19 protein-coding genes and 1 tRNA gene are annotated in these 23,226 nt (G+C 49.8%); 10 read left to right on the top strand and 10 right to left on the bottom strand.

Annotated features, from left to right (window positions below):
- Window positions 1-97: 97 nt before the first annotated feature.
- The 8 genes from SH580_RS02645 to SH580_RS02610 all read left to right on the top strand — a co-directional run bounded on the left by SH580_RS02645 (window position 98) and on the right by SH580_RS02610 (window position 10,165).
- On the top strand, window positions 98-913 hold the full coding sequence (locus tag SH580_RS02645) for a PEP-CTERM sorting domain-containing protein (RefSeq protein WP_319833459.1): 816 nt from the start codon (window positions 98-100) through the stop codon (window positions 911-913).
- A 72-nt stretch (window positions 914-985) separates the two neighbouring features.
- Entirely contained in the window at window positions 986-1,309 is a 324-nt protein-coding gene (locus tag SH580_RS02640; protein ID WP_319833458.1) for an SGNH/GDSL hydrolase family protein, read from the top strand.
- Between the two features lie 140 nt (window positions 1,310-1,449).
- Complete coding sequence (locus tag SH580_RS02635; RefSeq protein ID WP_319833457.1) at window positions 1,450-2,226, top strand: PEP-CTERM sorting domain-containing protein; 777 nt, start codon at window positions 1,450-1,452, stop codon at window positions 2,224-2,226.
- Window positions 2,227-2,435: 209 nt separating this feature from the next.
- Window positions 2,436-3,917, top strand: a complete 1,482-nt coding sequence (locus SH580_RS02630; RefSeq protein WP_319833456.1) for an alkaline phosphatase D family protein — start codon at window positions 2,436-2,438, stop codon at window positions 3,915-3,917.
- 20 nt (window positions 3,918-3,937) lie between these two features.
- On the top strand, window positions 3,938-5,785 hold the full coding sequence (locus SH580_RS02625; protein WP_319833455.1) for an alpha-L-fucosidase: 1,848 nt from the start codon (window positions 3,938-3,940) through the stop codon (window positions 5,783-5,785).
- Window positions 5,786-5,791: 6 nt separating this feature from the next.
- Window positions 5,792-7,312: an arylsulfatase gene (locus tag SH580_RS02620; RefSeq protein ID WP_319833454.1), complete on the top strand. Its 1,521-nt coding sequence runs from the start codon at window positions 5,792-5,794 to the stop codon at window positions 7,310-7,312.
- Between the two features lie 105 nt (window positions 7,313-7,417).
- The gene (locus SH580_RS02615; RefSeq protein WP_319833453.1) at window positions 7,418-8,152 is read left to right on the top strand and encodes a prepilin-type N-terminal cleavage/methylation domain-containing protein; all 735 of its coding nucleotides are present in this window, start codon (window positions 7,418-7,420) and stop codon (window positions 8,150-8,152) included.
- A gap of 108 nt (window positions 8,153-8,260) precedes the next feature.
- Window positions 8,261-10,165, top strand: coding sequence for an acetylxylan esterase (locus tag SH580_RS02610; protein WP_319833452.1), 1,905 nt, complete (start codon window positions 8,261-8,263; stop codon window positions 10,163-10,165).
- A 186-nt stretch (window positions 10,166-10,351) separates the two neighbouring features.
- On the opposite strand, the gene SH580_RS02605 is transcribed toward SH580_RS02610, so the two are convergent.
- Together SH580_RS02605 and SH580_RS02600 are read right to left on the bottom strand one after the other, a co-directional pair.
- Window positions 10,352-10,495 (bottom strand): hypothetical protein, encoded by a 144-nt coding sequence (locus SH580_RS02605; protein WP_319833451.1) that lies wholly within the window; start codon window positions 10,493-10,495, stop codon window positions 10,352-10,354.
- Between the two features lie 555 nt (window positions 10,496-11,050).
- Window positions 11,051-11,135 (bottom strand) — tRNA-Leu (locus SH580_RS02600).
- A gap of 207 nt (window positions 11,136-11,342) precedes the next feature.
- Between SH580_RS02600 and SH580_RS02595 the strand changes: the two genes are divergently transcribed.
- The gene (locus SH580_RS02595) at window positions 11,343-13,163 is read left to right on the top strand and encodes a hypothetical protein (protein WP_319833450.1); all 1,821 of its coding nucleotides are present in this window, start codon (window positions 11,343-11,345) and stop codon (window positions 13,161-13,163) included.
- A gap of 104 nt (window positions 13,164-13,267) precedes the next feature.
- Here SH580_RS02595 and SH580_RS02590 read toward each other — a convergent pair whose 3' ends face one another.
- On the bottom strand, window positions 13,268-13,753 hold the full coding sequence (locus tag SH580_RS02590) for a low molecular weight protein arginine phosphatase (protein WP_319833449.1): 486 nt from the start codon (window positions 13,751-13,753) through the stop codon (window positions 13,268-13,270).
- A gap of 105 nt (window positions 13,754-13,858) precedes the next feature.
- Window positions 13,859-15,145 (bottom strand): phosphoribosylamine--glycine ligase, encoded by a 1,287-nt coding sequence (gene purD / locus SH580_RS02585; protein ID WP_319833448.1) that lies wholly within the window; start codon window positions 15,143-15,145, stop codon window positions 13,859-13,861.
- 102 nt (window positions 15,146-15,247) lie between these two features.
- Here purD and lepA point away from each other — a divergent pair, with 102 nt between their 5' ends.
- Window positions 15,248-17,056, top strand: coding sequence for a translation elongation factor 4 (gene lepA / locus SH580_RS02580; protein WP_319833447.1), 1,809 nt, complete (start codon window positions 15,248-15,250; stop codon window positions 17,054-17,056).
- A gap of 147 nt (window positions 17,057-17,203) precedes the next feature.
- Here lepA and SH580_RS02575 read toward each other — a convergent pair whose 3' ends face one another.
- From SH580_RS02575 to SH580_RS02550, 6 genes are all read right to left on the bottom strand, one after another.
- A complete protein-coding gene (locus SH580_RS02575) occupies window positions 17,204-17,833 on the bottom strand; it encodes a hypothetical protein (protein ID WP_319833446.1) in 630 nt (209 codons plus the stop codon).
- 239 nt (window positions 17,834-18,072) lie between these two features.
- On the bottom strand, window positions 18,073-18,405 hold the full coding sequence (locus SH580_RS02570) for a hypothetical protein (RefSeq protein ID WP_319833445.1): 333 nt from the start codon (window positions 18,403-18,405) through the stop codon (window positions 18,073-18,075).
- A 95-nt stretch (window positions 18,406-18,500) separates the two neighbouring features.
- The gene (locus tag SH580_RS02565; protein WP_319833444.1) at window positions 18,501-18,677 is read right to left on the bottom strand and encodes a hypothetical protein; all 177 of its coding nucleotides are present in this window, start codon (window positions 18,675-18,677) and stop codon (window positions 18,501-18,503) included.
- 48 nt (window positions 18,678-18,725) lie between these two features.
- Window positions 18,726-20,078 carry an ATP-binding protein gene (locus SH580_RS02560; protein WP_319833443.1) on the bottom strand — a complete coding sequence of 451 codons (1,353 nt, stop codon included), beginning with the start codon at window positions 20,076-20,078 and terminating at the stop codon, window positions 18,726-18,728.
- Window positions 20,079-20,120: 42 nt separating this feature from the next.
- Window positions 20,121-22,082 (bottom strand): DUF262 domain-containing protein, encoded by a 1,962-nt coding sequence (locus SH580_RS02555; RefSeq protein ID WP_319833442.1) that lies wholly within the window; start codon window positions 22,080-22,082, stop codon window positions 20,121-20,123.
- A gap of 65 nt (window positions 22,083-22,147) precedes the next feature.
- On the bottom strand, window positions 22,148-23,209 hold the full coding sequence (locus tag SH580_RS02550; RefSeq protein WP_319833441.1) for a hypothetical protein: 1,062 nt from the start codon (window positions 23,207-23,209) through the stop codon (window positions 22,148-22,150).
- Window positions 23,210-23,226: the final 17 nt, after the last annotated feature.

The raw sequence follows: 23,226 nt of genomic DNA, 5'->3' as shown, positions 1-23,226 counted from the left end.
GCGCGATAGCAAATGTTTCTTCATACGTGTTATGATGCTCTGATTATTACATTTAATGTATAATGCTTTGTTTTAACCTTCTCATAATTCTATTACTATGAAACATACCTATATCCCAATTGTACTACTTTCCTGTGTGTCCCTGAGCCATGCGGAAGTTGTGACCTTTAATCCTAATTTTGATCTCAGCTCGGACACGAATACGAGTGGCAGTACCGCTTATAACCCAAGTGGCAATAGTCTGGATTCAGGGATCGTTGATGACGGCTCCAGTTCCGTTGATGCGGTCACTTATTCGTTTTCAGATGCGTCTACCGGCATTGATTTTTCATATATTGTCACATATACCGCTACGGATGGCTTTCTTAATCCGGAACCTAATTCTGGTGGTTTTGGCGTAGGTTATATACCCGCAGGCGAAGACGCTACGGATACTGGATGGTTGGATACACAAAGATTTGATGCGGATCAGTTCGAAGGATTAACTATCGCCATCTCAAATTTGAATGTCGATTTTACGAACTACATTTCTGGGAGTATCACTGGAGTGACGGATCCAACGCTGAATGCCGCGACAGTGGGGTTCTCGACGCTTACGTTGTCAAGTGTAGCTGCCAATGACACACAGCTTACAATCACCGATGGCACGAATACATACTTTGGCCAACCAACTACGACTGGTGGTTATAGCTTTAGTGATTTGGGGTTAAATATCACGGCGTCGAGCTTTACAATCAATGTGGGTGATGCTGTTTCGGAGACTGTGACCGCGGGTCCTGATGATCGGGTTCGTTTGCATTCTTTGACGCATAATATTGCGCTTGATGTTGTGCAGATTCCCGAGCCTTCCAGCTTTGCTCTTTTCGGTGGATTAGGGGTCTTGGCTCTAAGACTGACGAAGCGTCGCCGTTAGTCAGTCTTAACAAGGACTTATGTCCATTTCAACAAAGAGCGCTGGGATTTTCCAGCGCTCTATTTTTTTATAATGATTAGGACTTCTCTATTTGTATTTAGCATGCTGCTCGCTGCATTTTGCGCGCAAGTTTGCGGCAAAGAGCCAGGATTGAAAAACAATGAAATACTCGTATTTTTTGGTGATTCGATTACGAGATTTGGAGCCGATCCGGGTGGGTATGTTAGCCTTGTTTCGAATGCTGTGGCCACAGCCTTTCCTCAACAAAATATTCAGGTCATTGGTGCTGGAATTGGAGGTAATAAAGTGCCTGATTTACTGGCTCGTGTGGCTCGCGCTGATTCCATGGCCACGCTCTGGGGGGAGTCTACTGTGCCTATTTGGGGGCTGATCTAGTCGATTGCTTCTGACTGGTAATGATCAGAATGCGATTTCTCGCGAAGATGCGCGATAGTTTTATTTTTTTATTACTGTATGATTGGGGTAGTTCGGAGAAATTCTGCTAACTTAGTATCACAATTCACATTACCCTTATCATGAAATCTCAAGTAAAAATGCTGATTCCCCTCACAGCTTCGATTCTCTTTCCTGCATTGGCGCAGGCGGAAATGAACGTAAACTTCGGTCGTTCTGATTCGGCTACAGGTCAGGGCCCCACAGGAGCTGACTCAAGTTACCTCGACTTTTTCTCTGATCACGAATCTCCGACGACCGGGAATCTTCAAACTTTCAATGGGATCAGTTTCTCCGAAGGTGGTTTAGGGGGCACTTACAATGTCGGTGTCGAGATTACCTGGCCGGATGCGAATGACAATGGTGGCACTGCGGATCCTGATGATACGAAGCAAGCATACGGTCGTACGGATTCCAATTTGAATGACTTCTATAATGATAATATTGGCATGGACGTTCGCCCTGAGAACGGCGGTATCGGTGCGGGGAGTCGTATGACGCTGACCTTGACTGGCCTAGAGGCGAATCAAGATTTTACCCTAACATCTTACCATGTGGATGGGGGGAACAATTCTTTCCTTTTTACGACAGATGCCTCTGGGTCGACTATTTTTACTCAGGGAAGAAGCAGCACAGTTAACGTGGGAATGACTAATGTTTCTGACTTCCAGTTTGATTTCTTGCTGACCTCAGATGCCACGGGTATGGCGCAGATTACATACACAGCTGTTAATAGCACTTTCTTAGCAATGAATGGATTTGATCTCGCTGCGATTCCAGAGCCTTCATCTTTTGCACTTCTCTCTGGTGCGTTGGTTTTGTCGGTGGCGATGGTTCGTCGCCGTAAAATAAGCGTATAGTTTTTATACGGGGTTGATGAAGTTAAGGCGTAGTGCTTCGGCACTGCGCCTTTCTTATGTATGCGCATGCATGGCTAAAGGATGTATCAAGATAAGTTTGTCTTGGATACACTTAAGGGGGAAATCTCGCTTAAATGCGCGATAGGATTTTTTTGCTTTTCGTATATGATTCATACTTCAGTGCCTTGTTTAATTACCCCTGTATTTGTATGAATCATTACCATTCTCTTCCGAGACGAGAGTTCCTTGCTTTAGCCGCCACAGCAATAGGTGGCACACTCGTGGGCTATGGCAGTCAAATCACTGCGCCACCGCGTATTGTCTCTTTAAAGGACGCGCACATTGGCACTCTGGAGATTGATCTACGGATCATGAATCAATACATGAAGCAGCCGAGGGTTGTGCAGGATTTTTATACAGCCTGCCGCACGGCGATGATTGGAGATTCACCCGAGCAAGCGGTGGCGCAGGTTTGTCGGCAATTCAACCGTCGGAAGATCGGTGGCCCGCTGCTTGGGGATCTAAGCGCTTCGGGTGTGGCGGTGTGGATGCACCTGCCGGAGCCTGATGTTGTCAAAGTGCTGCTGACAGCTGTCGATTCTGATACATCGATCACTTATATCGCGAGTGAGGCCGCGAGGGTACATTCTGTGCGTTGCGAGGGCCTTTCACCGGATACCGCTTACCGCTATCAAGTGATAGCTTCCGATGGTGTTCGCTTAGGGGAGGGGCGCTTTGTCACTGCGCCGACTGAGCGCTTGGAGCAGCCGTTTCGCATGGCTTTTGGCACCTGTTTTCATAAGGTGGGTATGTATCGGCCTGAGTTGATGCAACTCATCCATGAGCGCGGAAATCGTGCCATGTGGATATTGGGAGACTCGGCTGTCGACGGGCGTAAGGATGATCTGCAGATGATCAATGTCGACTATCTCTTGCGCGATCTGTCCGCTCCGTGGCAACAGTTGTCGGCGACTGTCCCGATTACTGCGACTTGGGATGATCATGATTATTGGGGGAACGATACCTCTGGAGCGTTCAACAATCAGAAGAAGCCGATTGATGTCGCGGGTCTGCGTAAATCCTGGAGAATGCAGTGGAACAATCCTCAACGGGATGTTGAGCGGGAAGGGATCTATTTTCAGACCAAGATCGGCCCTGTTCATTACATCGCTCTCGACACGCGTTCCTGCCGGGTAAATGCCCAACGTGGACAGTTGCATTCTTTTCTGGGGGAGACTCAAACACAATGGCTGAAGCAGCAACTGGCAGAGTCCACCTCTCCTTGCATTGTCATTAGTGGTGGCACGATGTGGAGTGATTATATTTCAGACGGCAAAGACAGTTGGGGCACTTGGGATACTGAAGGTCGTGAAGAAATCTTCCAATGGATCGATGCCAAATCAGATTCACTGGTGCTACTTTTATCAGGCGATCGTCATGGTGCGCGCGGGTTTGAGATTCCGCGGCCGAATGGTCAGAAGATTTACGAGCTTGAAGTTGCGACCATGGGTGGAGTCCCCGGACCGGGAGCCTTTGGTAAAAATACAGAGGATCAACTGTTTGGCTTGGAGAGCCGCTCCTGGGCCTTTGGCGAATTAACTTTTAGCCCGGACGGGCAGGGGCTGAAAACTGTATTTCGGCTCATTAATGAGAACGGGGACGTATTGGAAACGCTTCAACTCACAAAATAGCCTGAACACAATTTATATTAATGAAAACATCGACGATCTCATGGAAGTCCTGCGCGACTGCATTCGCGCTCCTCTTGAGCAGCTATCCACTGCTTAACGCCGCAGACAAAGAAAAAGGAATGGAGGAAATGTGGGGTGAGGATACGGTCGCAATCAATGCCGGTCACCCTAGTCTGAAGTGGTTTGTTGAAGACAAATACGCGATGTTCATTCATTGGGGCCTCTATTCCGACATGGGCGGTATCTGGAATGGCAAGACTTACTACGGGATTGGGGAATGGATCATGCACATGGCGGAGATCCCCGTAGATGATTATAAGGCGTATGCGAGTCAGTTTAATCCCCAAAAGTTTGATGCCAAAGCGATGGTCCAGCTCGCAAAGGCGGCGGGTATGAAGACCATTGTGATTACATCGAAGCATCATGATGGTTTTGCACTCTTTGATTCCGCTGCGAGTGATTTTACCGTGACCAAGGCGACTCCCTATAAACGGGATTTGATGAAGCAATTGGCGGATGCTTGTGCGGAGGAAGGGATACGATTCGGTTTCTATTATTCACAGAATCAGGATTGGACAGAGCCCTACGGAGGTAATTATAAGGGGGAGCGCCCCGCCGGATATACGCCGGAAGACTTTGATATTTATTTCAACGAAAAGGTCGTGCCGCAGGTCACGGAGTTACTCACAAACTATGGAGACATTGCAGTTATTTGGTTTGATACTCCAGGCTCGATGCCCAAAAAATACAGTGCGAAGCTGGTAGAGCTCGTAACTGATTTGCAACCCGATTGCCTGATCAACAGCCGAATCGGCGGTGGATATGGTGACTACGTATCGCTTGGCGATATGCACATCCCTCCTGTGCGTCCGGATGTGGGCGTTTGGGAAACGGTGGATACGACCAATGACTCCTGGTCCTACGCCTGGTATGATCAAAACTGGAAGTCACCCAAATTGATTTGTGAGCGTCTCGTTCAGGTGGTCGCTCGTGGCGGTTCTTATATGCTGAACGTCGGCCCCAAGGGCGATGGCACGATTCCAGCCCCGGTGGTTGAAGCACTCACGGCTTCGGGGGAGTGGCTCGCTGAGAATGGGGAGGCGATCTATGGAGCGAGCGCGTCACCTTTTGACCAGGGCTTTAGTTGGGGGGATATCACCACAAAAGGAAATGAGCTCTATCTACACGTGTTTGACTGGCCCGTTGAGGGGATACTCCGTCTGGCAGATTTAAGGGCCAATGTCACCGGAGCGAGTCTACTGCATGATTCATCTACAGTCGCTTATCAGCAAAAAGGCACTGTTTTGGAAGTGAATCTAGAATCGCAGGTCGGTCGTGAGATGCCTTTAATTCCCGTCGTTAAATTGACATTCGATGGCCCGGTGCAAGTCAGCAATCAAGCGACTCAAATCGATGGTATCACAACGGCGACCTTGCTCGCTGAAATGTCCACCGTCGAGGATTGCGCTATTGAGGAATCACGCTGGATGGAGAAGTTTGGAGAGTGGAAGCATGATTATTATGTGGAGGAGTGGAATTCTGAAGACGCAAAAGCGGTCTGGGAGCTCAATGTTTTGGCAGCCGGTGAGTATTTGGTGAGTATCGAGTATTCGGCTGGAAATGATGCAGCTGACTCCGAGTGGGTGCTCTCCTGTGGCGATGAAAGCATCACTTTTGTGAGTTTTGAATCCGGTTTTGATTCGAATAAATCATTTCAACCGGGCCCTCCGCGTCAGCGCAATTTTGTGGCCACCTTGGGAGTTTTGGACATAACTAAAGTGGGTGTGAATCATTTGGAGCTGGCTCCCCGCAAACTGATGGGCCGAGGATTTGGCGTTAAGCGCATTACACTCACACCTTACCGCTAGTAGATAATGTATAAAGTTCTTTATAGTATTCTGATTATATTCGTCGCCTGGCTAAATGTCGTTGCTGGGCAGGCGAAGCCTAATATCGTCTTGATCATGGTGGATGATCTGGGTTTCTCGGACATCGGTGCGTATGGGGGGGAAGTGAAGACTCCCAATCTCGATAAACTGGCGGAGCAAGGCATACGCTTTCGGCGGTTCTATAATGATGCTAAGTGTGGTGCCAGCCGCGTCAGCTTGCTGATGGGGGCTTCGAATTACAAAGCCTTACATAATTATAGTAACCCGACTTTAGGCCATGTTTTAGGCGCAGCAGGCTACCATACTTACGCTTCGGGAAAGCACCATTCCACGATCAGTCTATTTGATCGCGGATTCGATCACTACTACGGTCTGCGGGATGGTATGAGTAACCATTTCAATCCGGGCCTCAAGCGTGAGGGAGAACCCGAGCCCGCGAGTAAAGGACGTGATCGTTTTTGGTGTGATGATGACTTAACTTTTAATACTAGAGATCCGAACTATCAGCATTACTTTCCGAAAGGCTTTTATACCACCGATGCTTTTACTAGCAAGGCGCTCGAGTATCTGGATGAGTGGGAAAAAGAAAAAAGCGGTCGGCCGTTCTTTCTGTATCTTCCCTACAGTGCCCCGCACGATCCATTGCTCGCCTGGCCTGAGGATATCGCTAAATACGACGGTGTGTATGATGCTGGCTACGGTGCAATTCGTAAGGCCCGCTATGAAAAACAACAAGAGATCGGGCTTCTTGATCCGGAGACGTCACCGCTTTCACCAGCCACGCATAATGACTGGGATCAATTGAGTGAGTCCGAGAAAGCGCAACAGATCGCCGTCATGCAGACCTATGCCGCAATGATCGATCGCGTGGATCAAAAAGTGGGTGAAGTGATCGAAAAGCTGAAGTCAGCGGGTGTTTATGAAAATACGCTGATAATGTTTTGCTCAGACAACGGATGCGAAAAAGTAGGCTCGCGACAAATGGTGGATAATATTGGGGGCGTCGGCACCTACGTCTCACCGGGCAGTGACTGGGCCAACGTTTCTAATACCCCCTATCGTTTGTTTAAATTAAGTGCCTACAATGGTGGTTCTCGAACCCCAATGATCGTGCACTGGCCCAAGGGAATCAAGAATCCCGGTCGATTTACCGATAAGTTTTCTCATTTGTCCGATGTCATGCCGACATTGATCGAACTGGCCGGCGCGAGCTATCCGGAAACCTTTGAGAGCAAGTCCGAACGTAAACTCTACGGGGATAGCTTTGTCGATGTGCTGCAGGATCAAGCCTTAAAGAAGCGTGACCCTATCTTTATGCAGCGCGGTTCGCATCGATATATTATCGACGAGGGCTACAAACTCGTCACGGACGATGCCAAGCATTGGAGCCTCTATAAGCTTTCAGCAGAAGAGACTGAAATCACAGATCTAAGCACCGAAGAACCTGAGAAATATCAAACGCTTCTTTCCAAATATATCGCATGGGAAGAAGGCCTAAGAGACTAAAACTCTATTAAAATGACTATGAATATTAGATTCACCGTAATGAATATGTAAGCGCGGACCTCTGCTTTCAAGCGGACTATAAATTTTAAAACCCCAACAATAATAATGACCTCATACTCCTTTAAATATCCTAGAATTAAGCAGCAAAGAGTCGCTGCCTTTACATTGATTGAACTACTCACCGTGATTGCGATTGTCGGCATCCTGGCAGCAATTATCATCCCCTCTGTGGGCAAAGTGCGCGAAGCTTCTCAGGTTGCTAAATGCGTCACTCATTTGCGCCAATTAGCCTTAGGGGCGACGGCTTATGCTTCCGATCATAACGGAAATTTTGTGAGTCTGTATTCTGGCGGTGGCGACGATCCTACGCTTACTTGGGTGGATCAAATCGCTCCCTATGTGGGCGGGGAAGGGCAAAACCGTATCTATGAGGTGGTGAATTGCCCTTCGGCGGATTACATTATGGAGTTTGATGGGGTCCGGAAATCGACCTATTCATACGGTTGGAATCCAGCTTTAGTTCCGGATGCCAGAGATTTGGATGGGGATGGCATCAGAGCATCGCCAATAAGATCAATTACTATGCAACGTCCTAATGAAACGATGTTGATCGCGGATACGATTCAAAAAGACTCACGTAAGGGGTGGGGAAACGATTATTTTGTATCGGTCGGTAGTAAGGTATATACTCCCTCTACTGCCGACGATTATATTTCTGAGAGCTCTTTGACTGGGTTCAGTGATCGTCACAATGGTCGAGGGAATGTCGCTTTTGTGGATGGCCATGTTGAATCCTTTGCGGTTGGTGAGATTAAGCAGAAGCACGTTTATGTTGAATAGTCGCTAGCCAGTTTCATTCGCTTAACTTTTTGCTCACAAGCCGCGCCTTCAAAATTTCAAGACCCGCAAGTCAACACAGTTCGTATTGTATTTGCTCCCAAGAATAAAATGAACCTCCGAATTATATATCTAGCCTTTATCAGTTTTACTGTATCGCTTTCAGCTAATACACTCACTTCATTGCAACCCGGTGCTCGCGCTCCCAGCACCTTTGAAGAGCTGTGGCAGGATTTTGACCCGCGTAAAGATCCATTGGACATCGAGATACTCGCAGCATGGGAAGAGGAGGGGACAGTGCTCAAGGTTGTGCGTTATTGCGCCGGCACCTTTAAGGGCCAGAAGGCGATGGTCGCCGCGATCTTTGGCTATCCTGTCGGCGGGACTAATTTGCCGGCACTTGTCAATGTGCATGGTGGTGGTCAGTATGCCGATGCCAGGGCAAGTATTTCGAATGCTAAGCGCGGCTACGCAACGATCTCGATCTCTTGGGCCGGACGCTTGTCGTCTTCTCAGTATAAAGTAAATCCCGGCACGGTGAAACTTTTCTGGGATAATCAAACAGACCACCCCGATTATAAACTCACTACAGACTGGGGTGCTGTCGATGGCTACCACGCTCCCTGTCGCCACCCTGATAGTGCGTCCTCGAAAATTGCCCCGCATGAGCTCACTTTAGATGCGATTGATTCACCCAGAAATAGCCTTTGGTTTCTGGCTACCGTCGCCGCGCGACGCGCCATCACGTTCCTGGAAGAACAACCCAATGTCGACCCAGATCGGATCGGGATCTACGGACACTCCATGGGAGGGAAGATTACTGTGCTGACTGCTGCAGCCGATGATCGCCTGAAAGTCGCGGTACCCACCTGTGGAGGGATCAGTGATTATCAGAACAGTAGCGAAATTTATAACGCGACGCTCGGCGACTGTGTGAATCTCAGTCACATCACTTGTCCGACCTTTTTCATCAGCCCATCCAATGATTTTCACGGTGAATTGTATGACCTGCCAGAAGCAGTATCTTTAATTAAGAGCGAAGATTACGGCATCAGCTCCGGACCCCAGCATAATCACCAGGATAGTGGGCAATATATTATTTCAGGCTTTAGGTTTATTGATCACTACCTCCAAGGGACCACCAAGCCGCCTGCAATGCCGCAAACCATTCTTAATTTGAATGCGAAGGGCGGTATTCCGGAATTCAGTGTGAAGGTCGACGACTCTCAGGAAATCGCTTCTGTTGATATTTACTACACACAGCAAGGCGGCCCCTCGCGCTCGAAGGATGAAGACTTAAATCCGAGGTATAAATTTTGGCACCATGCGACTGCCAAAGACCATGGTAGTTTTTGGAGCGGCAAGCTACCGCTCTATTCGACAGAAATGCCTCTCTGGGCCTATGCCAATGTGACCTACAAACTGGATGCACCAGAGTCTGCGACCAATTATTATTACAGCTCCTTCACCGTGGATACGATGAATATCTCATCATTGGTTGAAATGGTCACCGCTGAAGACTTACAAGAGGCAAAGGTCAACGCCACCCTGAAAGAAAGCACGGTGATTGAAGACTTTACAGGTGATTGGAAACAAGAGTGGTTTACTTACGATCCTACGAATTGGGCACTTAAAACCAATAAGCTGTATCATCCTATGTGGCAGGCACCTGAAAGTGATACACCAACTGTTAAACTGGCTTTGAAGGTTCAATCTGCTGAGCCGAATACAATGGTCATTCGAATCGATTCACATGCCACATCGGTCAAACTGGCTGGGCATAATCAACTCGAAACCTTCACCTTCCAGCCCAGTGATTTCAAGAACGCGTCCGGAGATCCATTGGAAAACTGGAATGGTCTTCAACAATTGGAATTAGCGCCTGCGATCTCAATATCATCGAAGTTCAATGATAATGGGATTACTAAAACCGATCGTTTAAGATTAGGTTCTCAAAACTGGAAAGGTGGCACGCCTGTCTTTAAAGAGTTGAGCTGGGTGCTGGAAGTTCTCTGAAGTGAAGTAATCGCATGCTGTTGTGCGCCGATTACATGTAAGCCAATACAGCTTTGGATCCGGGCATTGCACTGCTATTTTCGGTTCGCTCAGAGGTCTTTTCGGTCCGAACTGACGGTTATCCAATGGCAGGGGAGCTGATCGCTCGTCTCAAATCGCTTTCGTGGTCTGAGCCTACCAAATCCTCTACTTCTCGGCGGTGGGTTGGCTACGGCGCCGCACCATGTCTGCGATGACTTCCTGACGAGACGGATAGCGCTTCTTCCAAGGCTCTACTTTCTGTGTCTTTACTTCCGATTTTGGGGAGGTCTTCGTTTTTTGGTGCTTCATCGGTTGAAAGCTTAGCAGGTCTGTCAAGTCTCTCCTTAATATCTGGCTTGCCTGGGCGTAGTCTCCTTGGAGCTTCGTGGTCCGGCTACACTTCGTTACGCCGCGACAGGCTTCGTTTGCTGGAACAAGTTCCAGACGAAGCTAATTGGCTTGCCCAGGCGTAGTCTTCATGGGGCTTCGTGGTCCGGCTACACTTCGTTACGCCGCGACAGGCTTCGTTTGCTGGAACAAGTTCCAGACGAAGCTAATTGGCTTGCCCAGACGTAGTCTTCATGGGGCTTCGTGGTCCGGCTACACTTCGTTACGCCGCGACAGGCTTCGTTTGCTGGAACAAGTTCCAGACGAAGCTAACTGGCTTGCCCGGGCGTAGTCTTCATGGGGCTTCGTTGTCCGGCTACACTTCGTTACGCCGCGACAGGCTTCGTTTGCTGGAACAAGTTCCAGACGAAGCTAACTGGCTTGCCCGGGCGTAGTCTTCATGGGGCTTCGTTGTCCGGCTACACTTCGTTACGCCGCGACAGGCTTCGTTTGCTGGAACAAGTTCCAGACGAAGCCTGGTGGTCGAGGAGGGACTTGAACCCTCACGCCTCGCGGCACATGACCCTTAATCATGCGTGTCTGCCAATTCCACCACTCGACCGATGGACTACGTTTTTCGTAGCGAAGTTCGAAGGTGATACGTGTGTATTTTCGTAGATCAATCACAAATTTCAAAAAAATGAAATTTTCTTATAAAAAAGGCAGTTCACATGCTTGTATCTTCAAATATTTTCCCCTATCAACTCAACATTCATCAAACTAACTCACGTGCCCAAGCTTTCATTGGTCGCGTTTATCCCAGACCGTCATGGCTGAAAAACCAGTAAAAAACAAATCTGAGGCTTCGAAACAAGCTCTCGACCTTAACGCACTCTCCGGCCTCGACTTCGGTCCTAATTGGGCGGACGAAAACGCTAAACCTGCACGCCTGAAGAATTACGATTCGCCAAGCAAGGGAGGCAAGGGCAAGCGCGGAGGCGGTGCTGCCCGTGATCGCCGTTCCGGCGGCGCACGTCGTGGGGGGCCCGGCGGTGCCGGAGAGCGGGACGGTCAGGTAGATCGTCGTGGGAACCAAAACGCTGGCCGTGGGCGTCGTGACGGACGTGACGGACGTGATAGTCGCGAAGGCGGTCGTGGACGTCCTGCGGCAGCTGCATATTTTCAGCCCACTGTTAAGGTGGATCTCTATCCCCAGGATGAGGCTTTTGAAGCTTTGATTAACCGTTTGCGCTCCAGCGCGCGCACATACCAGTTGTTCGATATCGCGCACCTGTTACTTGAAAAGCCAGATCGTTACATCGTAGTGGTTTCGCCTAAGCCTGCTAAAGGTGGTGAAGTGAAGCAGCTCTACTATTCTGTGCCGGGGCATTTGCCTTTCGAAACTGAAGAGGATGCGATCAATTATGTAATTTCGAATCACTTGGATCAGTTTTTTGATATTGAAGAGATTGAAATTGATCCGCCTAAGGGGAATTTTCAGATGGTCAGTCGTTGCACCATCACTGGTGAGCTGATTGGACCGCCCAATTACCATCGCTATCAGGAGTTTCTCCAACGTCACTATGCTGCTCGTATCACAGGCATGTCTTTCGAACGCTTTACATCGAAGCTTGAAGGCGTGAAGGACCCCGAGCAAATTGAGGCATGGCTCGAGTCGATGAAGAAGGGGGCGCGCTATACGGTGAAAGATCGTCAAGAGGGCGAACCCGAATCTTTTGAGAGTTTAGAGGCGGCGCGTCATTTTCTACTGCAACATCGCAAAGATAAGGTCGTCGGCTCGGGAGATTCGATTCGTTTTGCCGGGCGTGATATTGAGCGTTTGCCGCAAGGGGACATCCGTCGCTCGGTGGAAGCCTATGTGGAGAGCCAAAACCACTTTCCATTGGATTCGGCCAATAATATTCGCGGGCGCCTACGTCGTCACAAGTTTGCGGTATATAAGAAGGGCTCCAAGGGGGTCTCTTATGTGTGCGCGGTGAAGCGTAAATTCCGCGATAGCAAAACATCGTTCACTGATTCGATTCGTGATTTGATCGAGTTTATCGAGCAGCATCCAGACATGCCCGCGTCGAAGTTGCCGAAAGAGTATATCGGCATCGATACGGAGAAGCAGAAGCCTGAAGCGCTAAAAATGACTGAGGCTGAAGTTGAAGCGGCTGCGAAGGCTAAAGCGGAGGCGGAAGCGAAAGCAAAGGCGGAGGCCCAGGCGAAAGCAAAGGCGGAGGCCGAGGCAAAAACTGAGTCGTCCGAAGAGGAGGTAACTGCAGAGGGCGCGGAGACTGCGTCTAGTGCAGACGCTCCAGAAGCTCCAGTATTGGCTGAAGGAGCCACAGCTTCCACGGAGGCGACACCTAAGGCGGCGCTGAGCCAGGAGGATGAGAGGAAACTCGGGCAATTGATGCTCGACCTGCGTTGGTTGATTACTGAAGGCTACGTCACTGAATATGGTGATGGGCGTCTGTTTGCGGCTCCCCCCATGCCAGAGGCGAAGCCTAAAGAACTTAAAGCCCGCAAGCCGAAGGCTCCTAAGGTCGCGCCAGAATCTAAGGTCGTAACGCCAGTCGAAGAGCAGCCAGCGGAGGCGACACCGGTCGTTGACGCCGAAGACGATTCGACCGCGACGTCATAATGCTTTGAATTACTTGCTCGCTGCGATGCCGATTGCGGTATCGCAGTGAGCTGTGCTGCTTGCCCTTTATCGGGGCATCACAGCTAGCCTAATCCTCGCGTCGCTCAGCCTTTATATTCCTGTTTTAAATACGTGATCAACGATGGGATGGCTTCGGCCATTGAATCGAAGCAGGCCGCGTAGGCTGCGAAGTTTTGACCGTAAGGGTCCGGTATTTCGGGATCTTCGTCTTCTCCCATGAATTCGCGGAACAGGTGTACTCGCTCTGGAAGCTGGCTGTGGTAGTGCTGCAGGATGTCGATGTGCGATTGAGTCATCCCCAGGATGAGGAAGGCGCGGTCGATTAAATCTTGAGTCACGGGCTGGCTCTTATGATTGCTCAGGTCGAGCTGAACCTTTTTGACTGCTGCTACTGAGTTGGCCGACGCTGGGTCGCCATAGCCTGCGGCGACGCCTGCGGAGGCGACTTCGAGTTGGTCGAGGGGCGCACCTTCCGCGGCGAGGGCATGTTGCAGGAGTTTTTCTGCCATCGGACTGCGGCATATGTTGCCGGTGCAAATCGTCAGAATCAAATTACGTTTATCAGCCATATCCGTTGGTGGTTGAGGTCGAGTCGAGGTGAAGGACGCTCTTGATGGCAAGTGCCATCAAGAGCGTGCTGTGTAGAGACTGTATGCTTTTGACGCTTTGTAAAGCTATCGGTTGAGCTCGCGGTGCCCGATGTCACGGCGCAGATATTTATCTTGGAACTCGACTTGATCGCAAACCGAGTAGGCTAAATCGACGGCGGCTTGCAGGGTGGGCGCCTGCCCGCTGACACCGAGTACGCGACCGCCCGCGGTGCGGATGGTGCCGTCGATATCGCGGCTGGTGCCTGCATGGACGATGGCACTGCTAGCCGGAAGTGTCGCGGGGAAAGTGATTTCCTGTCCCTTGGCATAACTGCCAGGATAGCCGCCGGCAGCTAGCACGATGACGATGGCAGCGCCTTCGTGATATTGTAATTTTGCGGGCAGTGCCTCGCCCTTGGCCGAGGCTAGCAGCACTGGTACGAGATCGTCGGCCACCATGGGCAGTAGCACTTGAGTCTCTGGATCGCCGAAGCGAACATTGTATTCCAGCACTTTGACGCCCTTATCTGTTAGCATTAGGCCCGCGTAGAGAGTGCCGCGATAGTCGATGCCATCGGCTTTAAGTCCTGCCAGCGTGGGCTTAATCACCTGCTCTTCGATTTCGGCCTGCATTTCAGGGGTGACTTTACTGGTCGGGGTGTAGGCTCCCATACCCCCGGTGTTGAGTCCTGTGTCGCCTTCGCCCACACGTTTGTGGTCTTGGCTGGGGGGCAGACACACAAAATGTTCACCCGATGCGATCACGTGGATCGATGCTTCTTCGCCGTAGAGTGTTTCCTCGATCACGATCTCCTTGCCACTGCTGCCGAAGGCATCGCCTTCCAACATGTCTTTGACCGCGGCGACAGCTTCCTCTTGGGTTTCTGCCATGATGACGCCTTTGCCCGCTGCCAGGCCACTGGCCTTAATCACGATGGGAGCCGGGTGCTCTTCCAAGTAGGCTAGGGCGGGCTCAACTTCGGTAAAGGTGCCGTAGGCGGCGGTGGGGATGTTGTGACGTGCGAAAAAGTCTTTGCAAAAGGCTTTGCTCGATTCGAGTTGGGCGCCGTCCTTGTTGGGGCCGTAGGCAGGGATGCCGACGGCGGCCAGGGCATCCACGAGGCCGAGGCTGAGCGGCACTTCGGGGCCGACTACGACCAGCCCGATGTTTTGCTCTTGTGCCAATTCGACCAGCGCTGGGATGTCTTCGACGCAGAGATTGAAGCATTCGACTTCCGAAGCCATGCCGCCGTTACCGGGGGCGGCGATCACTTTACCTGCTAGAGGGCTTTGCAGGCATTTTTGGACAAGGGCGTGCTCGCGGCCACCGGAGCCGACCACCAGGATATTAAGCTTAGATATTTCTGACATATGGGGCGACGTTTCCAGAATCGACCGTGCAGGTAAAGTTTGTTTTCGAGAAAGAAGGTTGAACTTTTCTATTAGAACGTGATTTTAGCCCGTTCCCATCTTATGACTGATCTCAACCATACTCGCAACTTCTGCATCATCGCCCACGTCGACCACGGTAAAACGACCTTGTCGGACCGTATTCTCGAAAAGACGCGCACGGTCGAAATGCGTGACATGAAGGCGCAACTGCTCGATTCTATGGACCTTGAGCGTGAGCGTGGAATAACAATTAAGAGCCACCCGGTCTCAATGGTCTATCGTGCTAAGGACGGGCAGGACTACGCGTTTAATTTGATTGATACCCCCGGGCACGTGGATTTCTCTTATGAAGTTTCCCGCAGTTTGGCCGCGTGTGAAGGGGCGATGCTTCTGATCGATGCCGCGCAAGGTATCGAAGCACAGACCGTCGCGAATGCTCACTTGGCGCTGGAGCAAGGCTTGGAGATTATTCCCGTGATCAATAAAGTGGACCTGCCGAGTGCGGATGTGCCCTCGATCATGGTGCAGTTAGAGGATGTTTTAGCGATTCCAGCTGATGAGGCGGTTTTGACCAGTGGTAAAACCGGAATCGGCATCGAAGATCTGTTGGAAGCGGCCGTCGCTCGTGTGCCTCAGCCTCGTTGGGCCGAGGTCGATGGCTTGCGCATGCTTATTTTCGACTGCATTTATGATGCGTATAAGGGGGTGATTTGCTATGTTCGTGTGTTTTCCGGTGAGGTGAAGATGAACGATTCGATCATCACCATGAGTGATGAGCGTAAAATGCTGGTGAAGGAAGTGGGCAAGTTTTCGCCTGCGATGACTAAGCAGGACATGCTCAAGGCTGGTGATGTCGGCTATGTGGTGACAAATCTGCGTGACGTCGCCGACCTCAAGCTGGGGGATACGATTACGCATAGCGCCAATCCCACTAAGGAGATGTTGCCCGGCTATAAGGAAGTCAGCCCGATGGTCTTCAGTGGTATTTATCCGATCGACACCAACGACTACAATAAATTGAAGGCAGGTATGGGGAAACTTCGCCTGAACGACGCCGCCTTTGTGTATCAGTCGGAAAACTCGGTCGCTCTCGGTTTTGGCTTCCGCTGTGGCTTCCTTGGTTTGCTGCACATGGAGATTATCCAAGAGCGCATTCGCCGTGAGTATGATCTTGATGTGATCTCGACCTATCCGAGTGTCGTGTATTTGGTGACTAAAACGGACGGTGTTCAGATTGAAGTTCATAATCCAGTGAATTTACCAGACCCCGGTGAAATCGAATTTATCGAAGAGCCGATGATCAATGCTTCCATTCACATTCCGTCTGGCTCCATTGGTGATGTGCTGGCCTTGGTCTCCGAGAAGCGTGGCATTTGCGAACACACCGAGACCATCGATGGGCAGCGCGTGATGTTGGTTTGTCGCTTGCCGCTGAATGAAATCTTGGTCGACTTCAATGATCGTCTCAAGAGCATCACTCACGGCTACGGCTCGATGGATTACGAAATGGCGGGCTATGAGCAAGCGAAGCTCTGCCGACTCGATATTCGGGTCAATGGAGAGCCAGTCGACGCCTTCTCGTCGATCGTGCACTTGGACAAAGCCGAGGGACGCGGGCGCGTACTATGTAAGCGTTTGAAAGAGATCCTGCCCAAGCAGATGTTCAAGATCGCAATCCAAGCCGGTATTGGCAGTAACATTGTGGCCCGCGAAACCATTAGCGCCTATCGCAAAGACGTGACTGCAAAGTGTTACGGTGGTGATATTTCCCGTAAGCGTAAGCTCCTCGAGAAACAAAAAGAGGGCAAGAAGCGCATGAAAAACATCGGTAGCGTATCGATTCCGCAGGATGCCTTTATCAAGATCCTAAAGACCTCCGACGGAGGTTGAGCCACGGAGTCTCGGTCGTTTGGGCAAGTGATCGCTCGTTCTCGTTGCGCATTCTCAGTTTTGAGCTTCAGAAGTTCCTGCTATATGAATGTGGTTATTCCTTGAATCATGCGTTGGTTGCGATCGGGGATTAGAGCGTGGGTTTGTTTAAGTATGCGATTCCTGTTCTTCCGGAGGGATCGGTAAGAAGCGGTCACGGTCGTAAGGTCGTTCGGCCTTGCCCGGCATCGTGTCGTCGGGGAATTGGTGGTTCCAGTATTCACGCTCGGCATCGTCGGCGTAATATTTGAGGTAGATTTCGTTGGCCTCAGGCACGTCCTCGCTTGCGAATTCGGTCATGTCGTAGCGGCAGTTCCATTCTGAGCCATCGGGCATGATTTGAGTCTCTGCTGTGAGCACTTCGTTGAGTAGTAGACAATAGAACGCGCGGTCGGACAGGTGATCGCTGCAATGAAAAAATACGCGCATGGAAGCTAAGGTATGTAGCAATTTCCAGAGGGCCGTATGCAGAGCCTCGTCCGTCAAGAGTTGTTCGAGCGGCGGTGCACGAAAACCGCGCCGCTCCAGTAGCGCATCGTTGAGCGACATCTCGGGTGCCGTTTCAAAGGCGTGAATGTGCTCCCAAAAGGCCTCTTGAGTTTTCAGATTCCCGCCGACGCCACCTTCCCCGACGATCGGGCTGCCTGCAACATTCTCGACCTCGGCCCGTAATTGAGCAATATGTAGAACGCGCTCAATGGCTTCGTTTTCCTCGTCATTTGTGGATGAATTGTCCATGAATTTTAAAGTGAACAAAGGTTCACTCGGGGTAAAGCGCAGAATTTTCACTGTCTAGGTATGAGTGAGCGCTTTTTCGCAGAGGCTGGTCGCGGGGACAGAGACTCCGTAGAGCTTTGCCATCCGTTTCTTTTCGAAGTTTCCCTGTCGGACACAGTTTAACTCAAGGAAAGATATTACCTTTGACTTTTGAAGGCGCAAACGGGGTCTACAGAGCCTCGCTACTGATGGTTAACTGCTTACATCTTCCGACAGTGCCAGCCGGATTCGTCAAAGTGCACTGAGCGACCTAAATCTTCGGGTCGCTGGTCCCAATGCTGGGGTAATTCAAGCCCGCAATAGGGACAATGGCTGACTTCCAGCATGGTTGTCCAAAGGGCTTCTCCAATTTCTTCCAGATGGTGATTCGTCTCCAAGTCGGCCTGCGTTGCTTCACGCTGAATTTCCAAACGCCAGGTGGGGAATTCTCGGAATAGGGTAGAACAGTCGTCCAAATAAAGGCTGACGCCCTGCGCTGGGAAATTGGGGCACTGGTGCGTCTTTGACAGATGCTTCGATTCTGTGTCGTTCATTGTTAATCTTTATTCTGTGCGTTTGGACTCATTGGGTTTATCGGATACCAATGGCCATGCCAAGGCATTGATTGACCGCCTGCTGTGTTTCGGATTCATAATAGAAACATCAAATTTGCCTGAAGTCGCTCAGTCTCGATATCGCGGTTATTCTCCTTCTGGTGCCAGTCGCCAAGAAAACGGTAACCGAGGCAATCCGGATGACTCGTGTCGGTGAAAAGCTTGATGACCCGCTCATGGGGGCGACGTTCAGATCTTGGTTGTTCTGGCATGGTGAGAAATGAAGAATTGATAATGGGAAATGGATAATTGAGGTGACTTCATTTTAATAGCTCCCAGTGGCCGCCCTTCGCTGGGCCGACTCGCCTGAGGTATCCATGTTGTTTTAGGTAGCTGATGTTGGTTTCTATATTTTTGGTCGCGATACCTAGAATCTCGGCTAACTTCTTTTGTGACACTTTTGGGTCCAGTTGAATTGATTCGAGTATCTTTTGGCGGTTTTCGGATAATTTTTCACCCACCTTTTCACCCACCTTTTCTCCTGAACTTGCATCAATCAACTTGAGATACTTTGGGGAGAAGGGGAACTCTGTCCAAAGATCGTGGCCTGAGAGCCTGATGACGGGTGCTGGCGCGTAGCCCTGCCGGCAGGCTTCGAAAATTCGTTGGATGCCGCGTCCCCAGGATTCGATTTCACCAGCTCTAAAAAAGGCGTTAGCAATATCGGGATTGAAGGGGTGAGAGGCGTGGTCGCCAAGCAGTTTGGCGAGATCCCAGCCATAGGGGAGGACGGCCGGATTCCAGATTTTTAGACGGTCCGCGAAGACTTTGATCTGGATGGGTGCTGTGATGGCGTAGTCCCTGTGAATCAGAGCGTTGAGGACGGCCTCGCGGAGGGCATCGTAGGGAATCGGGTAGGTCTCGATGCGCTGCAAGCCTTCGTAGTGTATCGCTGCTTTTAGGTATTTGGTGCGTATCAGGTCAACAGTCTGTGCTGTCTGCGTGAACAGATCACCGTGGATTTCATCATGGTAGACGAGATCCGACTCCGAACGAAAAAAGCCGACTTTGACAAAGGCCCCAGTGACAAAGCGTTCCGGGTCTTCATGGAACAGCAAAACCGCCGCACGCTTCAGGTAGTCACCCTCCGTGAGTTTTAGCTTCTCAATCAAGATCGGGGCGGGCTCGTCCAAGAGCTTACGTTCCAGACGTCCGCTGGCAGTCGCCAGTTTGCGAAAGCTCGCGATGGCCGCGCTGGAGAGATCCGCCACCCCGACATGGGGCACGGGCACACCATCCCAGGTCTTGCCCTGTGCGCGTAGGATGAAGCGATCCAACGCCGCACCCTTGAGTTCTTGCAAGGTGCTGCCGCTGGGCAGGTAGTATTTCCCCTTGTGGCTGATCGGGTTGGGGTAGGGCTCTACTTCGATTTCAAGATACTCCAGCTTCCCCTCCGTGCGCAAGTTGACTGCGACCAGAATCCCCAGCAGATCACGCACTTTGTTGGGGATGTCTTCCAGTAATTTCTTGGCATCCTTCAGACCGACCACTTTGCCCGCGTCATCGCGCCCGATCACTAGCACGCCGCCTTCCGCATTGGCGAAGCCCGAGATCCATTTCAGATACTCGTCCCGCCAGGTCTGCTTGTATTCGGTTTGTTGAGATTCGGCCATGGGGATTAATGGAGAATGGATAGTGGATAATTGAGAATGTGACTAGCTTTTGATGGGCATGATACTCATAGCAGTTGTAGATGGCGTTGTTGAGGGCTCTGGTGCTCTAGAGTCGCCAATTAGATTTTGGAGCATGAAATTGAATATTTCATCGCCGCGTATATCGATTAGGTTCTTCCAGTTCTCTGACGATCTCCATGCCTCTCGATTGCTGTTATGGCTTTCATATGACCCTCCGTCGCATTTGTAAGTTTTGTCTGCTGGATGGTTGTTTCCTACTGAGGTATTTTCGTTGGGTGTAAGTAGCAATAAGTTGCCCAAGCCATTTATATAGCTTCCTACTTCTTTGAGAAGGGAGTCTTTCTGATCCTGTGATAGATTGACGGGGTCTTCGACACCGTCAATCCAAGCCCATTGCCAATCTTGAGGTAGAATGTGTTCCACAGAGATTGTGCCTTTCATTACTTCACGAATGTTCGACCCCTTGCTTATTTCGTACTTGTAGATGGCATAAATCATCTTTGATTTCCAAGTGTAGAAAGCGTTGTTCAATATGCGGTCTTTATGCTCTTTTATATAGGTGGTGACAATGCTTTGAAGGTTACTTGTTCGATCTGAACGGAAGCCCTCATTCAAGTAACCTTTAATGACTTCTGCTACCTCTTTCTCGCCTGATATCAGTGACGTAAACAAGACAGGGAAATTATCTCTGCTGCCTTTTAGATTGTAATACTTCCCGTGGAAATCTCGAGTGAACAGTAGTTTCTCCCAGAGCAACAATGTCGACTCTTCCACCTTCCCATCGGTGCCTTCTGGATGACTTGCTAAACTACGGCAGATTATAAGGAAGAACTGACAGCTCAACTCTCGCTCTAGAATCAATACGTCGCCAACCAAATCCCCATCATGGTCCCAGGCGGGTAAGCGCTCACTCATAATATGCACCGACTTCCTTAACTCTTTTGCTAGATTATGCGCATACTTAGTGCCTTCTTCAGATGTCCTAGGATGGCCGTTGTTGCGGTCGCTGTAGCGCAGCTTTGTATTTACATAGTTGATAAGTGCCTCAGAATTGGCATTCGGCGGAGGATACTGAAAGTCATCTGCCGCCTTTTTTGTGCCATCGTCCACAACTCTGAGATGTAGGCGGAGAAGCTGTTCTATTGTCATCTCTCCACGGAAGCTTTTAGTCGCTAATGCTTCTTCCATTCCGTAGATAGCTCCAAACTCACTCTGGATTTTCTCTACATCTGCTTTGCTATCCACGCCACCATGATCAAAGACAAATTTCATCAGAGTAGCTTTCAGGATTTCGAGAGTGGTTAAGGGCATGCCACGAGTATTGTGCATTTCAAAAATATTGACGGCTACCGACTTGTCAGTTGTTCGGTGATACGAGCAGTGCGCCTTCATGATCACATCGATGTAATTCGAGATCATGTCTCGATTCAGTTTCTTATTTATGAATGCCTTTGTGAACTGTAATAACGCTAGCACCATCCTTCTTTGAGAACGGGTAAAGGCACTCTTGGAACGGATGAAAGTATCCTGCAATGAAAGGCCTTTAATGATAAATTCGTCAGACGGCGGATTTTTTCCATCAAACTGTTGATTAGCCTTAAGGAAACTCCCCAAGTTGGCGCGAATCGCTTTCAGTGCTTCAACATCGTAGCTGACTGTTGAGAAACGGTCGATTAACGAATAGACGGATGCATGTGAACCTTCTGGTGAAAGCTCTTGGCACACCATTAGAAATAGCACAAAGGTGGTTATGCGTTGTTGTCCATCGACGATTTCCCAGTGCTGTCCTAGATCTTCTGCAATGAAGTGCCCGAAGTAATACCCATTACTGTCGTTCATGTTTTTACTGAGATCTAACACGAACAATTCAATCTGCTTTTCCTCCCATGAGAAGGCGCGTTGATAGTCGGGAACACTCATTTTGACCGCAACCTTATCTTTAAAAAAGATCGATTCAAAGGTTGAAGGAGAATCGCTTGACATGTTCATGTGTGTGTGGGTTTAGCAGTAGCCGCGGGAATGAGTAGTTGAACCGTCATTATTTAGTTTTATTTTTTTGAGAAGCGTTCTAGCCATTCACTTTCCATCGTAAGGCTAATTCCATCACCAGGAGAGTATGTGTCTTTGCTATTCAAATCGTTTGAGTTTGACAGAATTTGAGCAATTTTATCGGAGTAATTTTCCTGTCTTTCCGATGATTGGAGAAGCCATAACAGCTCACTATTAATCCCGATCGTGATTCCAAAGTTCTCGAACTTGCGAAGCAGCAAATTTCCGTCTTCAGATAGTTGGTCCTTATTTGAGAAGAATGGTGACCATTTAGAGTAATAGTCAGTCAGAAACTGTCCTGATGACCATTTAGGTAAATATATCGGATTTACTACTTCTGTATTCTTTTCGCCGTCGTCCTCAAATGTCGGGGGATCATACACTTCCATCGCTATCGCAGGGTGTGTGAATCTGTGTCCTCGACGACCCTTATAAAAGTAGGCAAATGATGCTATCAGTATACTTGGAGTGTCTCTTCCGATAGTTACGACCCGTTGCGCCTGAGCTTTAGCTTTACTGATGGTGCACTTTAATGGATCGGTGCTGCTACTGGGTTTACTTGAGTATCCTTTGCTTTCTATGACTACCCAATCCCCTGATGATGTTCGCCCAATGAGATCGGGGCGTGAACGTCCGTCAAGTAGCACCGTGTCATATTGTTCTCCGTAGATATCTAAATGTTGTAGCCAAGGAGTTCCTAGTTGCTTCCTAGACCAAGCGCATGACAGAGTCATGCCTAAGTGGTAGTTCAATGCGCGACGTTCAGAGGGGTCCATCCGTGCCATTCGTTCTGTTTGTGTGAGCCTACTAGTTGGTCCTCCCCAGTCGTGATGACGTCGCTCTTCAACGGCAGTTAGAAATGCAGTTAATTTCCACATTAGCTCCATCTGCCCGCCAATTGAATTACCTAGGATTAGATTCCAGTTATGACCGTGACCGACTGTGATTGCTGCATGAGCAAGTTCAACCAAAGTATAGCTTAAATCTGTAGTTATATTAGATACTCTAAATGAGTTACCTGTAGGGAAGTCCTTTGCTTTCGTTTGTATTTTTACGGACATTATGCTCTTACCAATTA

Origin of the sequence: Coraliomargarita algicola (assembly GCF_033878955.1) — a bacterium.
GTDB classification, from domain to species: domain Bacteria; phylum Verrucomicrobiota; class Verrucomicrobiia; order Opitutales; family Coraliomargaritaceae; genus Thalassobacterium; species Thalassobacterium algicola.
The sequence above is the reverse complement of the archived record's forward strand: the minus strand, read 5'-3'. Positions and strand labels throughout refer to the sequence as shown.